The 13,580-nt window shown below is 61.3% G+C and carries 11 protein-coding genes; 4 read left to right on the forward strand and 7 right to left on the reverse strand.

Annotation, left to right across the window (positions count from 1 at the left end):
• Positions 1-158 precede the first annotated feature (158 nt).
• The gene (ypfJ, locus tag ACX3M4_RS19050) at positions 159-1,052 is read right to left on the reverse strand and encodes a KPN_02809 family neutral zinc metallopeptidase (RefSeq protein WP_459354564.1); all 894 of its coding nucleotides are present in this window, start codon (positions 1,050-1,052) and stop codon (positions 159-161) included.
• A gap of 234 nt (positions 1,053-1,286) precedes the next feature.
• Between ypfJ and ACX3M4_RS19055 the strand changes: the two genes are divergently transcribed.
• Positions 1,287-1,772: a hypothetical protein gene (locus tag ACX3M4_RS19055; RefSeq protein ID WP_459354565.1), complete on the forward strand. Its 486-nt coding sequence runs from the start codon at positions 1,287-1,289 to the stop codon at positions 1,770-1,772.
• 248 nt (positions 1,773-2,020) lie between these two features.
• On the opposite strand, the gene ACX3M4_RS19060 is transcribed toward ACX3M4_RS19055, so the two are convergent.
• Positions 2,021-2,560: a L,D-transpeptidase family protein gene (locus tag ACX3M4_RS19060; RefSeq protein ID WP_459354566.1), complete on the reverse strand. Its 540-nt coding sequence runs from the start codon at positions 2,558-2,560 to the stop codon at positions 2,021-2,023.
• Positions 2,561-2,753: 193 nt separating this feature from the next.
• Here ACX3M4_RS19060 and ACX3M4_RS19065 point away from each other — a divergent pair, with 193 nt between their 5' ends.
• Positions 2,754-3,437: a response regulator transcription factor gene (locus ACX3M4_RS19065; protein WP_459354567.1), complete on the forward strand. Its 684-nt coding sequence runs from the start codon at positions 2,754-2,756 to the stop codon at positions 3,435-3,437.
• Positions 3,438-3,462: 25 nt separating this feature from the next.
• Positions 3,463-3,969: a Crp/Fnr family transcriptional regulator gene (locus ACX3M4_RS19070; protein WP_459354568.1), complete on the forward strand. Its 507-nt coding sequence runs from the start codon at positions 3,463-3,465 to the stop codon at positions 3,967-3,969.
• 197 nt (positions 3,970-4,166) lie between these two features.
• On the opposite strand, the gene ACX3M4_RS19075 is transcribed toward ACX3M4_RS19070, so the two are convergent.
• From ACX3M4_RS19075 to ACX3M4_RS19095, 5 genes are all read right to left on the reverse strand, one after another.
• A complete protein-coding gene (locus tag ACX3M4_RS19075) occupies positions 4,167-5,036 on the reverse strand; it encodes a protein-methionine-sulfoxide reductase heme-binding subunit MsrQ (protein WP_459354569.1) in 870 nt (289 codons plus the stop codon).
• Positions 5,037-5,197: 161 nt separating this feature from the next.
• A complete protein-coding gene (locus ACX3M4_RS19080) occupies positions 5,198-6,097 on the reverse strand; it encodes a cupin-like domain-containing protein (RefSeq protein WP_459354570.1) in 900 nt (299 codons plus the stop codon).
• 240 nt (positions 6,098-6,337) lie between these two features.
• The gene (gene leuD / locus ACX3M4_RS19085) at positions 6,338-6,943 is read right to left on the reverse strand and encodes a 3-isopropylmalate dehydratase small subunit (protein WP_459354571.1); all 606 of its coding nucleotides are present in this window, start codon (positions 6,941-6,943) and stop codon (positions 6,338-6,340) included.
• A gap of 22 nt (positions 6,944-6,965) precedes the next feature.
• Positions 6,966-7,916, reverse strand: coding sequence for an N-acetyl-gamma-glutamyl-phosphate reductase (gene argC / locus ACX3M4_RS19090; RefSeq protein ID WP_459354572.1), 951 nt, complete (start codon positions 7,914-7,916; stop codon positions 6,966-6,968).
• Between the two features lie 83 nt (positions 7,917-7,999).
• Complete coding sequence (locus ACX3M4_RS19095; protein ID WP_459354573.1) at positions 8,000-8,566, reverse strand: peroxidase-related enzyme; 567 nt, start codon at positions 8,564-8,566, stop codon at positions 8,000-8,002.
• Positions 8,567-8,673: 107 nt separating this feature from the next.
• On the opposite strand from ACX3M4_RS19095, the gene ACX3M4_RS19100 reads away from it, so the two are divergent.
• Positions 8,674-13,485 carry an NAD-glutamate dehydrogenase gene (locus ACX3M4_RS19100; protein WP_459354574.1) on the forward strand — a complete coding sequence of 1,604 codons (4,812 nt, stop codon included), beginning with the start codon at positions 8,674-8,676 and terminating at the stop codon, positions 13,483-13,485.
• The last annotated feature ends 95 nt before the right edge of the window (positions 13,486-13,580 follow it).

Here is a 13,580-nt window from a genome sequence, read left to right on the forward strand (position 1 = left end):
CTTCAAAAGGGATCAGGAAAGAGGTCCGCACTGCCACGGACATTTGCCTCTATATGGCGGAAAATGCCGGAAATTACCAGTGGGGCGAGGCGTCGCTGCGGAAGGGAAGAAACGGAGTTCGAATGACAGCCGGAGTTACCCGTCAATTGCGCGGGCACCTATAGCTCTGCCGCATCGAACGTGTTGCATGTACCCAGATCGCCTGACTGGAAGCCCCTCTTGAACCAGCGCGCTCTTTGCGCCGAGGTGCCGTGGTTGAAGCTTTCGGGCACCACATAGCCCTGGGACTGGCGCTGCAGGGTATCGTCGCCGATACGGCTCGCCGCATTCAGTGCCTCGTCGATGTCGCCTTCCTCGACGAAGCCGTTCTGGCGCGCTGCATAGTGGGCCCAGATGCCGGCATAACAGTCCGCCTGAAGTTCCACACGCACGGAGAGGGCATTTCCCTCCGCCTTCGACATGTTGCGCCGGGCCTTGTGGAATTCGGGCAGGACCCCCAGCACGTTCTGGATGTGGTGGCCGACCTCGTGGGCCAGCACATAGGCCTGGGCGAAGTCGCCAGGCGCATTCAGCTGGCTGGCGAGTTCCTGATAGAAGGAAAGGTCGATATAGAGCTTGCTGTCGGCGCCGCAATAGAACGGGCCGGTGGCGGCGCTGGCATAGCCGCAGGCGGACGAAACCGAGCCGGAAAAGAGCACCAGCGTCGGCTCAGGATAGCGGCTGCCGCCGTTTTCGAAGATGCCGCCCCAGGTGTTTTCCGTGTCCGCCAGTATGACGGAGACGAATTCCGCCGTTTCCTGGTCCGCGGCACTGCGCGGTGCCTGGGTCTGGGTGCTCGGGCTGTCATAGCCGTCACCGCCATCCAGCTGGCCGAGAAGCGTCAGCGGATTGACGCCGGTCAGCCAGGCGATCCCCAGGACGATCAGGATCCCCGTGAGGCCGAGGCCGCCACCCCTGCGTGCCCTGCGTCCGGAAGGCATGCGCAAGCGCGGACCTCCCGCCATGCGCCTGTCATCGATGTTGCTGCTGCCGCGTCGGCCTTTCCAGCGCATGTCGTTTTAGTCCTCCGTGACTTCTTTAACTCGTCTTAGCAGACAAGGTTGCCTGTACCTATGCAAAAGACCGGTCACGCAGGCCGGCGTTGCTCTCACGCTGCCCTCACGTCAGTTCTGTTGAATGGACAGGCCCGGTCACAGAATATCACGCGACTGTGATGCCGGTTACAGCGCGAATGGCGGGGGTTCCCTAGTCTTCCGGTCGCGGGGCAGAACAGAAGGATCTTGCAGATGCCCGACGTGAATGCACAACAGGCGCAGCGCCTGATCAGTTTCGCCACCCAGAGACTGGGTCAGGTCGAAGGCAATGGCGAGTGCTGGACGCTCGTCAATAACGGTTTTGAAAGTGTCGGCTTTATCAAACCGGCCGGCACCTATGTCTGGGGACGGGTCGTCGCCCAGCTCTCCGATGCCCGTCCGGGGGACGTGTTCCAGTTCAACCAGTTCCGGGTGACCGTCCGCACGGAACATCCCGACGGCAGCTGGGAAGAGCAGACGATTTCCCGGGGCGCACCACGGCATACGGCCATTCTGGAAAGCGTCAACGGCAATATGGCCACCTTCCTGGAAAGCAACGTGACCGACGACCAGACCGTCAAACGGAACAATTTCGGCGTGCGTACCGCGACCTCGACCGACGGCAGCGGCGTCAGAACGTCGGTTACGGTCAGCGGTAGCTTCATCATCTACCGGCCGCAGGTCGCCGCCAATCCGTGATCGGAAATGGAAATACGGTGTCACCCCGGACAAGCGAAGCGCCGATCCGGGGCCTACTCGCGACGCAACTTGCCGCAGCAGAAGATTGTCTATTGCGTCGATGGCTGCTGACAAGGTCTCTGGAAACGAGTGGGCCCCGGGTCTCCCTATGGTCGCCCGGGGTGACGCCGGCTTCCAGGCAAGCAACTGCCAAATCCGATAGGCTCGACTGACAGCGACGCAGCCAAGGTTCAGACCGAGGGTTGGGCTCAGGCGCGGATCACCATGTCCGCGCCGGTGCCGATTTTCTGAAGAATCAATCGCATGTGTTCCGGCGAGACGGCGACACAGCCTTCCGTCGGACTGTAGCCTTCGCGGGCGATGTGAAAGAAGATGGCGCTGCCGCGTCCCTTCACGGCGGGGTACAGATTGCAGTCCAGCACCACCACGACATCATAGAGCCGGTCGTCGCGCCACATCTTCTCGTGGCCGGCGGCGAAAGGCAGGCGCACGGGCCGGTTATAGAGCGGATGGGCCGGGTCGTCGCACCAGCCGGCATCGGGCGTCAGCGGTTCGATCGGCAGCAAGGTCGGCGGCGGCAAGCCCCTGTCCGGCCGGTAATAGACATAGAGCAGCGCAAACCGGCCTGCCGGTGTGCCGCCATCGCCCTCACGCTTGCGCGTCACGATGCCGGACCGGCCAAGTGCGCACGGAAGCGTGATCTGCCCGAGACGCAGGATGCCCTTGCGCCTGTCCGAGGGGCAGGCACGAACTTCCAGCATTCCCGCGGGTTTTCCGGTCGATTTCATGGTGTCTCCGTCGCTGCCGCCGCATCTTTTCAGAAGTTCTTGATAAACCAGCCCTAAACCCCGCGTGAAGAAGAATTGACGGAACGGTGCTTGTGCGGGAACAATTTCCCCCGCACATAAGGCAGGAACAGGCTTGTGTTCCTTTCACAAGTTGACGTGATCCGGTTTGAGGCATTTGGCGAGGACCCCAACGATGACCGCCCGCACACTTTTGATTGTCGACGACGATACCGAACTGCGCGAGGCGCTGGTCGAACAGCTGTCGCTCTATGACGAGTTCGAGACGATCCAGGCGGATTCGGCGACGACCGGCATTGCCATGGCCCGGGAAGAACATGTCGACTTGCTTCTGATGGATGTCGGACTGCCGGATATCGACGGCCGGGAGGCGGTCAAGCTCCTGCGCAAGGGCGGGTTCAAGGCACCGATCATCATGCTGACCGGCCATGACGGCGACAGCGACACGATCCTGGGGCTGGAAGCCGGCGCGAACGACTATGTCACCAAGCCGTTCAAGTTTGCCGTCCTGCTCGCCCGTGTGCGCGCGCATCTGCGCCAGCACGAACAGAGCGAGGACGCGACCTTCGCCATCGGCCGTTATTCCTTCCGCCCCGCCGCCAAGGTGATGCAGGACGATGCCGGTTCCAAGGTGCGGCTGACGGAAAAGGAAACCTCGATCCTCAAATTCCTCTACCGCGCCGGTGAAAAACCGGTGACGCGCGACGTGCTGCTGCACGAGGTCTGGGGCTACAATTCCGGCGTCACCACGCACACTCTGGAGACCCATATCTACCGGCTCCGGCAGAAAATCGAGCGGGACCCCTCCAATGCCGAGCTTCTTGTCACAGAAGCCGGTGGATATAAGCTTGTGCCCTAACCGGGAATTCGCGTAAATCTGGGGCATGAGCCTTGCCCAAGACATTGCGATTCTCAAACAAATCCCGATGCTTTCGGACTTTCAGGACGATCAGCTCCGCCTGCTCGCCTTCAGTGCCGAAAGCATGGACTATAGCCGTGGCCAGCGCCTGTTCGATCAGGGCGAGCGCGCCGACGGCGGTCTTGTGATCACCAGCGGCACGGTCAGCCTGCAGACCAAGGGCAAGGACGGCTACGAGGAGATCGAGCGGGTCGGCCAGGGGACGCTGCTGGGCGAAACGGCGCTTCTGGCGGAAAACAAGCGCCCCTGCCGGGCAGAGGCCGTCGAGGCCGTGCGCATCATCCGCATCCGCCGCGCCCTCTTCAAACGCATGATCCAGGAATATCCGGAACTGGCGCAGCGCATGCTCGACCAGCGCGTCAGCCGCTTCCGCCACACCGTCGCGGCGCTCAAGCCCATTGGCGACAAGATGGCCGAGCTTGAACAGCTCAATGCCGAACGCCGCGTGCGAAACGACAAGAAGCAGACTTAAAGCGCATCCATTTTCGTTCAGCCGTGATTCCGGACAAGCGCAGAAACTGCGCAGCCATGTCCACTTGGTGTCATCCTGGGCGGAGCGCAGACCCGGGACCCAGGACTCCCGGGCGAAAATTGTTTAAATCCTGAAACAGCTTATGAAGTTTCCTGGGTCCACGCTTTTGCGGGGATGACACCGGGGAGAGTCGGGTCTTACACCCGCTTCACCCTCAATTTCGGACCCACCAGCCCGCCGACAAGCTGCAACAGCGCCGCCGCGGCAACGCCGAGCCCGACAATCCCGACCCAGATCGCCGGTCGGATGGTGAGGGAAACATCGAAATTCGCCAGAAACACCCGGTCGGCCGGAATGCCGGTGGCAATGGCGTACCAGGCATATTCGATGCCTGCGGTGGCTGCCGCACCGAAAGCCGCGCAGACCGCAAGCACAAGCGGATTTGCGAGCGAAAAGCCAGCCTTGACTGCAAGCCGGTAGAGCATCAGCAGGAAAAAGCACCCCGACATCAGCGTTGCCTGGGTGACGTCCGATTTCGACTGTAGGAAGAAATGGAAGAGCGCCAGCACGCCGACGGCATAGACAAGGCTGTGCAGCCGCTGCCAGTTGCGGCCAAGCCTGCGGATCGCCGCATCGAAGGAGGTTGCGCCCAGTATCGCAAGGCCAAGAAGGGCGACAAAGCCTATGGTCAGATAAAAGCGCAGCACGATTTCCGAACCGACCTTCAGAAGGTCCCAGTGCTCCTGTGCCGTGTAAAGACCAAGATGCAGCAGGGCATAACAAAGCACCGAGACACCCAGCATGCGGCGGACGCCGAGTATGCGGTTCCAGGAGAAGATCCGCCTGAGCGGCGTCACCGCCAGAGTGATCAGCAGCAGCCGCACGGTCCACTCGCCGGCCATGTGCAGTTCCCGTTCGAACGGGTCGGCCTGCTTGGGGCCGAAGGCTAGGCTGTAGAATATGGAGGCCGCGGGCAGCAGCAGGGCTATGAAAACGCCAAGTCGCAACGGGCTGAGCATGCCGCGCCGGTCGGTCCAGGGGAGGTAGGAAGCAATCGCGTTCATCATTCCGGACTATCGCACGGATCGCCGCAAGGCACTGAAAAGCTTTTCAAGCCTACGTGAAGTGGTGGAGCGCGATGGCGCGACAAGGTGTTGCCGGATCGATTTCCGGACGGAGCCTGGCGCCGGTCTGCCTTTGCAAGGTCAATGCTGACCTTAAACGCTCGTCACGTCTTGTCGACTTTCCGGAGCGTGGCGCGCACCGCGGGAAGCGTCATCAGCGTTCCCGGGATCTTCGACAGTTCAACGAAGAAACGCCTGACCATGGCGAACCGGCCAGGTTTGTAGGGCGAATCGATGAACGACTTGAGCCCCCAGCCGATCCCGCCCACCTTGGGCAGGGCGTCGATCACCTTCTTGTAGCAGGAGCGAACCAGCGACGACTTGCTGTGTTTGAACGTGTCCAGCAGTTCGCAGCGCTCGACTTCCCGTCGGAACTCGCGGGACACCACGGAGGTCCGCTTTTTCGTGAACGTCCAGTTGATGTTTATGTTCTCTTCTTCCCTGGCGACCGCGCGGTGATACCAGAACGGCGGCACATAGAGCAGATCGCCTTCTTCCAGGTCGAATTTGTAATAGTCCTTGTTCCGCAACAGCTTTTCTTCAGGTCTCAGCAGCGCGAAATTGGTGAAGGGATAGCAGGGCAGCGGTGAGTTGGGTGAGACGAGAACCCACTCCTTGCGCCCCTTCACCTGAACGGTGATGACGTTTTCCGCATTGGTGTCGAAGTGGAATTCCGTCCGGTTGTGCTTCTTGTTGATCCAGAACCGCCAGGCGACGGAATCTTTCATGATCTGATCCGAAGTCAGGATTTCCTGAAGGAAGGCCGGAACCTGGATGTCCTGCTCGAGCACCGGCTTGCGACTGAGGAAGAAGACGCCTCTATCCTTGACGTCGGGATTTCCATGCAGGTCCGACCGCAAGCTTTCCCGGCTCCACCTCCGGTTTGCAGGCCAGTGTTTCGCCAGTCCCTTGATGAGCAGAGGACGCTCCGGATCAACATGTTCTTCGAGAAACGCGGTCCGGCCCGGAATATGTCTGACGGTGGGTATGGTTGCATTTTTCACGAAGTCCCCACCTCATTTCCAAGACTTGTATAGTCTTTTGAGTAGCCGGCCCGATCAATAAATTACGTTTGGTAAACTCACGCTAACCGGCAAGTTGCCGGGTATCAACCCAAAGGACCTGGTAACTCCAGTCACCTCAGTCTGGTCCGAATGAACAACCTGTTGAGAGCTCACATCCAGGTCTTGAAACAAAAAAGCCGGATCGATTGACCCGGCCTTTGATGCATCTGACATTGAACCTCAGACCCAGGGGCGGCTTTCGCCCATCTTGCCTTCGAACGAGTCGATCTGCTCGGCCTTTGCCATGGTGAGGCCGATGTCGTCGAGACCGTTGATCAGGCAATGCTTGCGGAAGTGGTCGATCTTGAAGGCGATGTCGCCGCTCTCCAGGCCCTTGATCTCCTGGTTTTCCAGGTCGATCGTCAGGGTGAAGTTGGCGCCGCGCTCGGCCGCGTGCATCAGCGTGTCCAGCTCGTCCTGCGAGACCTGGATCGGCAGGATGCCGTTCTTGAAGCAGTTGTTGTAGAAGATGTCGGCAAAGGACGTGGAGATCACGCAGCGGATGCCGAAGTCGAGCAGCGCCCACGGCGCGTGTTCGCGCGAGGAGCCGCAACCGAAATTGTCACCGGCGACCAGGATCTTGGCATCGCGATAGGCGGCCTTGTTCAGAACGAAGTTTTCATTCTCTGAACCGTCGTCGTTGGTGCGCATTTCGTGAAACAGCGCCGTGCCGAGACCGGTGCGCTTGATCGTCTTCAGGAACTGCTTCGGAATGATCATGTCCGTGTCGATGTTGACGATCGGCAACGGAGCGGCAACGCCGGTCAGGGTCTCGAATTTTTCCATTTTTTTCTCCTGAAAGCGGGTCTCAAGCGGCCAGGCTTGTGGTCTGGTCGACGCCGAGCATCAGATTGAGGTTCTGCACGGCGGCGCCCGACGCGCCCTTGCCCAGATTGTCGTAGACCGCGATGAGCGCGGCCTGTGCCCGGGCGTCATTGGCAAAGACATGCAGACGCAGCTTGTTGGTGTCGTTGAGGGCCTGAGGATTGAGGCTGTCTGCGCGCTCGAGTGCTTCCAGCGGTGCGATCTCGACGAAACCGTTGCCGGCATCGGCAAAATGATCGGCGATCGCCGCATGCAGCTCTTCCCCTGTCGGCACCTTGGCAAGGCCGGCGAGGTTCAGCGGCACCACAGTCAGCATGCCCTTGTAGAAGTTGCCCACCGTCGGCGTGAACAGCGGCGCTGCATCGAGCAGGCCGTATTCGGTCATTTCCGGCAGATGCTTGTGGTTGAAGCCGAGGCCGTAGGGCGCAAATTCGTTGGCGTCGGTGCCGGAAGCTTCATAATCGGCGATCATGCCCTTGCCGCCACCGGAATAGCCGGAGATGCCGAAATAGGTCAGGTTGAAGTCCGCAGGCAGCAGTTCGGCCGCGATCAGCGGCCGGACGGCGGCAATCAGACCCTGCGGCCAGCAGCCCGGATTGGCAACGCGCATCGCGGCGGCAATGATGTCGCCCTGATCGGGGTCCATTTCCGCAAAACCATAGGCCCAGCCTTCGGCGACCCGGTGCGCGCTGGAGGCGTCGATGACACGGGTGGTGTCGTTCTCGATCAGGGCAACGCTTTCCTTGGCCGCCGCATCGGGCAGGCAGAGGATGGCAATGTCGGCCTTGTTGAGATAGTCGGCGCGGGCAGCCGGGTCCTTGCGGCTTTCGTCCGGAATGGAGATCAGTTCCAGGTCGCGGCGCATGGCGAGACGCTCGCGGATCTGCAGACCCGTCGTACCGGCTTCACCATCGATAAATACGCGCGCGGCCATTGCCCGCTCCTCTCCTTTGAAATTTCGAATGCGTCATACACCCAATCGCCGGGCTTGTCACCGCCGCGCCGCATGGCAAGAGCTCAACGCGCTCTTGAGTGATACTCATCATTCGGGCGCATGTCGGAGGCCGCCGCCACCCGGTTCGACATGTTGTAGAAGCCTGTCACCGAGGCGATGTCCCAGATGTCGCGGTCGGAAAAACCGGCGTCGCGCAATGCCTGCCGGTCGCTTTCCAGGATCTCAGCGGGCTTCTCGGTCAACTTGACGGCAAAGTCCAGCATGGCCCGCTGGCGCTCGGAGAGGTCGGCCACCCGGTAGTTCATCACCATCAGTTCGCCGAGCACCGGATCGCCGGAGAGCTCGCGTACGGCTGCGCCGTGGGCGGTAAGGCAATAAAAACAACGGTTGACCGCCGATACCGCAACGGCAATCATCTCCCTCTCAAGCTTGGAGAGCCCACACTCCCCCAGCATGAGGTCGTTATACATGTCGGTGAAGGCACGCAGCTTCGTTTCGTCGAAGGCATAGGCCTTGAGCACGTTGGGCACCAGACCCAGCTTCTCCTGGCACAAATCGAAATAGGCCTGCGTTTTTTCACTCAATGTTACATTTGAATCGATTTGCAAGGCCGTGACTTTACTTGACAATTTTCGCCTCCCGTCATGAAACCGTCTATGTCGCGCAAATATGAACTTAAGTCTAAAACCAATGGTGCGACAGAGCCAAACCATACGATCGCCTAAGGGGATGGAAAATGCCGGACAAACACGACGTCGAGAAACTGAAACTCATCGACGCGGTCCAAGCAACCCTGGCAAAGGAAGATCCGGCGCTCGCCGAATTCTCCCGCGCCTTCTATGACCGGGGGGCCGCGGAAGACCTCGTGGCCTATACGGCCGAAGAGCTCACCGGCTTCGTCCGGGATGCCTGGCAGGATTTTCAGACCCACGACCTCGGCACGCACCGTGTCAGCATCGCCGACCCCGCCTTCAAGGCGCAGGGCAGCAAGGTCAAGGGCGTGACGGTCATCGAGATCGTCAACGACAACATGCCCTTCCTGGTCGATTCGGTGATGGACGAGTTGCAGGAGAGCAAGATCGAGGTGCATCTGGTCCTGCACCCGATCTTCATCGTCGAGCGCGACGGCAAGGGCAAGCTCACCTCCTCGACAGCGCGCAAGAAGCCGCCGAAACGCACCGACCGCCAGGAAAGCCTGATCCATATCCATGTCACGCGGATCGATGCGGACGAGGCGCGGGAGGCCTTGAAGGCGCGGCTCGACAAGGTCCTGACCGACGTCCGCTCCGTTGTCGCCGACTTCAAGCCGATGCAGGAGCGCCTGGCGGAAGCCATCGACACCTACAAGACGACGCAGATCCCCGGCAGCAGCGACGAATTGTGGGAGGCGATCCACTTCCTGGAATGGATGGAAAACGACAACTTCATCTTCCTCGGCATGCGGGAATACACCTTCAAGGGGGGCGTTGAAGAAGGCGAGCTGTCGCCGCATGAAGGCACCGGCCTTGGACTGCTCTCCGATCCGGATGTGCGCGTCCTGCGCCGCGGCGCCGAGTTCGTGCAGATCACGCCGGAAATCCGCGAGTTCCTGAAGAAACCCGAACCCCTCATCATTGCCAAGGCCAACGTCAAGAGCACGGTGCACCGGCGTGTCCACATGGATTATGTCGGTGCCAAGCTTTATGACGACGAGGGCAACATGGTCGGCGAGCTGCGCATTGTCGGCCTCTTTGCCTCCACCGCCTATACCGAGCCGACCAGCACAATTCCGTTCCTGCGCCGCAAGGTTGCCAGCGTTCTGGCCCGCGCCGGCTATGGGTCCGAAAGCCATTCCGGCCGGGCGTTGCGCAACGTGCTGGAGGCCTTCCCGCGCGACGAGCTGTTCCAGATCGAGCGCGATCGGCTCTACGACTTTGCCATCGCCATTCTGCAGCTGGACGAGCGCCCGCGTATCCGCGTCCTGTCCCGTCCGGACAAGTTCGACCGCTATGTCTCGATCCTGGTGTTCGTGCCGCGCGACCGTTATTCGACCGAGGTCCGGCTGAACGTCGGCACATACCTTGCCTCCGTCTACGAAGGACGCCTGTCCGCCTGGTACGTGACCTATCCGGAAGGCCCGCTGGCACGGGTGCATTACATCATCGGCCGCGACAAGGGCGAAACGCCCAAGCCCGCCCAGGAAGAACTGGAAGCCGCCGTTGCCGACATGGTGCGCACCTGGTCCGACAGCGTGCGCGACGCGCTGAACCATGAGTTTACCCCGGCCCAGGCCCGCAAGCTTGCCGACCGTTATGCGCTGTCCTTCCATGGCGGCTACAAGGAGGTCTACAACGCCCAGTCGGCGCTGTTCGACATCGTCAAGCTGGAAACCCTGTCGGACAAGAACGAGACCACCATCACCTTCCACCACAGTACCGGGTCCAAGGACAACCGGCTGTCGCTGAAGGTCTACCACCGTGGCTCGCCCATCCCGCTGTCGGCCCGCGTGCCGCTTCTGGAAAACATGGGCTTCCGGGTCATCAACGAACGCACCTACCGGATCACCCCGGCCGATGCGCCGCTGTCCTATCTCCACGAAATGACGCTGGAATCGCGCGGTGGCGAGGACATTGCCTTTTCCGACCAGCTGCAGTCGCGGCTGGAAAGCATGTTCATGGCGATCTGGACCGGCAAGGCCGAGGACGACGGCTATAACCGGCTGGTGCTGACGGCGGATCTCGCCTGGCGCGATGTCGCCGTGGTCCGTGCGCTGTCGAAATACCTGCGTCAGGCCGGCATCCGTTTCTCCGAAGACTATATGTGGACGACGCTGAACAACTATCCGGCGATCACCGCGCGGCTGGTGGAGCTGTTCCACCTGCGCTTCAACCCGGATGTCACCGAAAAGGATCGCGTCAGCGGCACGGAGCGTCTGGAGGGCGAACTCACCGCCAGGCTGGAAGATGTCGCCAGCCTCGACGACGACCGCATCCTGCGGCGCTTCCAGAACGTCATCGAGTCGATCCTCAGAACCAACTTCTACCAGCTCGACAAGAAGGGTCAGCCGAAGCCGACCTTCGCGTTCAAGATCAACAGCCGTCAGATCGACGATCTGCCGCAGCCGCGCCCATTCCGCGAGATTTCCGTCTATAGCCCCAGGGTGGAAGGCGTGCATCTGCGCTTCGGCATGGTCGCCCGCGGCGGCCTGCGCTGGTCCGACCGGCCGCAGGATTTCCGCACCGAGGTGCTGGGCCTCGTCAAGGCGCAGCAGGTCAAAAACGCGGTGATCGTGCCGGTCGGTTCCAAGGGCGGCTTCGTACCGAAGAACCTGCCGCCGATGAGCGACCGTGACGCCTGGTTCAAGGAAGGCACGGAAAGCTACAAGATCTTCATAAACGCCTTGCTCGATGTCACCGACAATCTGGACGAGGACAAGATCCTGCCGCCGGAACGGGTGCAGCGCTTCGACGGCGACGACCCCTATCTGGTGGTCGCGGCCGACAAGGGCACGGCAACCTTCTCCGACACCGCCAACGGTATCTCGGAAAGCCGGCATTTCTGGCTGGGCGATGCATTTGCGTCCGGTGGATCGGCCGGCTACGACCACAAGAAGATGGGCATCACCGCCCGCGGTGCCTGGGAGGCGGTCAAGCGGCATTTCCGCGAGATGAACCGCGATATCCAGACCGAACCCTTCACAGCCGCCGGTGTCGGCGACATGTCGGGCGATGTCTTCGGCAACGGCATGCTTTTGTCCAAGGCAACGAAACTGGTGGCCGCCTTCGACCACCGCGACATCTTCCTCGACCCGGATCCGGACCCGGCCAAGACCTGGGTGGAGCGCAAGCGCGTCTTCGATCTCGGACGTTCGTCGTGGAAGGACTATGACGAGAAGCTGATTTCCAAGGGCGGCGGCATCTTCTCGCGCCAGCTGAAATCCATTCCGCTGTCGGCGGAAATCCAGACGATGCTGAAGCTTTCCAAGTCCAGCGCCACGCCGCAGGAAGTCATGACCGCCATCCTGAAGATGGATGTCGACCTGATGTGGTTCGGCGGTATCGGCACCTATATCCGGGCAAAGTCGCAGAGCGACGCGGATGTGGGCGACCGTGCCAATGATCCGATCCGCATCACCGCGTCCGAAGTCGGCGCGAAGGTGATCGGTGAGGGCGCCAATCTCGGTCTGACCCAACAGGCCCGTATCGAGTTCAACAAGAAGGGTGGCCGCAGCAACTCCGATGCGATCGACAATTCCGCCGGGGTGAATTCCTCGGACATGGAGGTCAACATCAAGATTGCGCTGGGCGCGGCTGTCAAATCCGGCCGGCTCACCATTGAAGAGCGCAACGTGCTGCTGGCGGAAATGACCGACGAGGTTGCCGAGCTGGTTTTGCGGAACAACTACCTGCAGACCCTCGCCATTTCCATCACCGAGCTGCGCGGCATGGAGGATTTCGGCTACCAGGTGCGCATGATGCGCCAGCTGGAACAGGCGGGCCTGCTCGACCGCGTGGTCGAACAGCTGCCGGACGAGGCGACGCTCGACGAAATGCGGAAAGCAGGCCAGATCCTGACCCGTGCCGAACTCGGCGTGCTGCTGGCCTATGCCAAGATCACGCTCTATGACGCGCTCCTGGAAAGCTCGGTGCCGGACGACGACTATCTCGCCCGCGAGCTCTTCCGCTATTTCCCCGACCAGATGGCGGAGGCCTACAAGGACGAGATCAGCGGCCACAGGCTGCGCCGCGAGATCATCGCCACCATGCTGGCCAATTCCATGATCAACCGGGGCGGGGCGACCTTCATCACCCGTCTGCGTGACCAGACAGATGCAACCGCGACTGAAATCGCGCAAGGTTTCGTTGCCGTGCGCAACAGTTTCGATCTGACTGACCTCAATACCGAGATCGACGAGCTCGACACCAAGATCGACGGCGCCCTGCAACTGGAACTCTACGCCGAGATCCAGTCACTGCTGCTGGAGCGGGTGGTCTGGTTCAAGCGCAACGTTTCCTTCGACAAGGGCCTGTCTGCGGTGGTCGAGCGGTTCCGCACCGGCATCGCGGCACTGCGCGGCCGGCTGGAAACGGTTCTGCCGGAAGAACCCGCTGCGGTCCTTGCTGAACGCACCGTCGCCTTCGTTGCTCAAGGCGTTCCGGAGGCGCTCGCCCGGCGCATCGCCTGGCTGCCCGCCGAGCGGGCCATTCCGGATGTCGTCATCGTGTCGGAGGAAACCGGCGCGGATCTCGACACGGCGGCTAAGGCCTATTTCGAGGTTGCGCATCACTTCCAGCTCGGTGCGATCCTGGAACTCGCCAACGATCTCGATGTGCGCGACTACTACGACGGTCTCGCCCTCGACCGGGCCCGGGCAACGCTGGTCTCCGCGCAGCGGGCACTGGCGATCGCGGCGGTCCGCTCCGGCGGATTTGCTGCCTGGCTGGAGGAGCACGACGCGGAAGTCGGCCGGCGCAAGCGCTCGGTTTCCGAAATCCTCGACGGCGGCCTCAGCGTCTCGAAGTTCTCCGTCGCAGCCAGCCTGCTGGCGGAGATCTGCGGCACGGCGTGAGGCCAGCAGATCGAAACAGTTGCGAGGGCCGGCATCCGTTGCCGGCCCTCGTGCAATTCTGGCCGTCGCCCCTTACTCTTCCCTCATCCTGAGGA

The sequence above is a fragment of the Roseibium sp. M-1 genome (assembly GCF_054515675.1).

Bases quoted from the DNA above. Each gene is read 5' to 3' on its own strand.
- ACX3M4_RS19060 (WP_459354566.1), bottom strand. From the start codon at position 2,560: ATGAAATCGACCGGAAAACCCGCGGGAATGCTGGAAGTTCGTGCCTGC.
- ACX3M4_RS19070 (WP_459354568.1), top strand. From the start codon at position 3,463: ATGAGCCTTGCCCAAGACATTGCGATTCTCAAACAAATCCCGATGCTT.
- ACX3M4_RS19100 (WP_459354574.1), top strand. From the start codon at position 8,674: ATGCCGGACAAACACGACGTCGAGAAACTGAAACTCATCGACGCGGTC.
- ypfJ (WP_459354564.1), bottom strand. From the start codon at position 1,052: ATGCGCTGGAAAGGCCGACGCGGCAGCAGCAACATCGATGACAGGCGC.
- ACX3M4_RS19055 (WP_459354565.1), top strand. From the start codon at position 1,287: ATGCCCGACGTGAATGCACAACAGGCGCAGCGCCTGATCAGTTTCGCC.
- argC (WP_459354572.1), bottom strand. From the start codon at position 7,916: ATGGCCGCGCGCGTATTTATCGATGGTGAAGCCGGTACGACGGGTCTG.
- leuD (WP_459354571.1), bottom strand. From the start codon at position 6,943: ATGGAAAAATTCGAGACCCTGACCGGCGTTGCCGCTCCGTTGCCGATC.
- ACX3M4_RS19075 (WP_459354569.1), bottom strand. From the start codon at position 5,036: ATGATGAACGCGATTGCTTCCTACCTCCCCTGGACCGACCGGCGCGGC.
- ACX3M4_RS19065 (WP_459354567.1), top strand. From the start codon at position 2,754: ATGACCGCCCGCACACTTTTGATTGTCGACGACGATACCGAACTGCGC.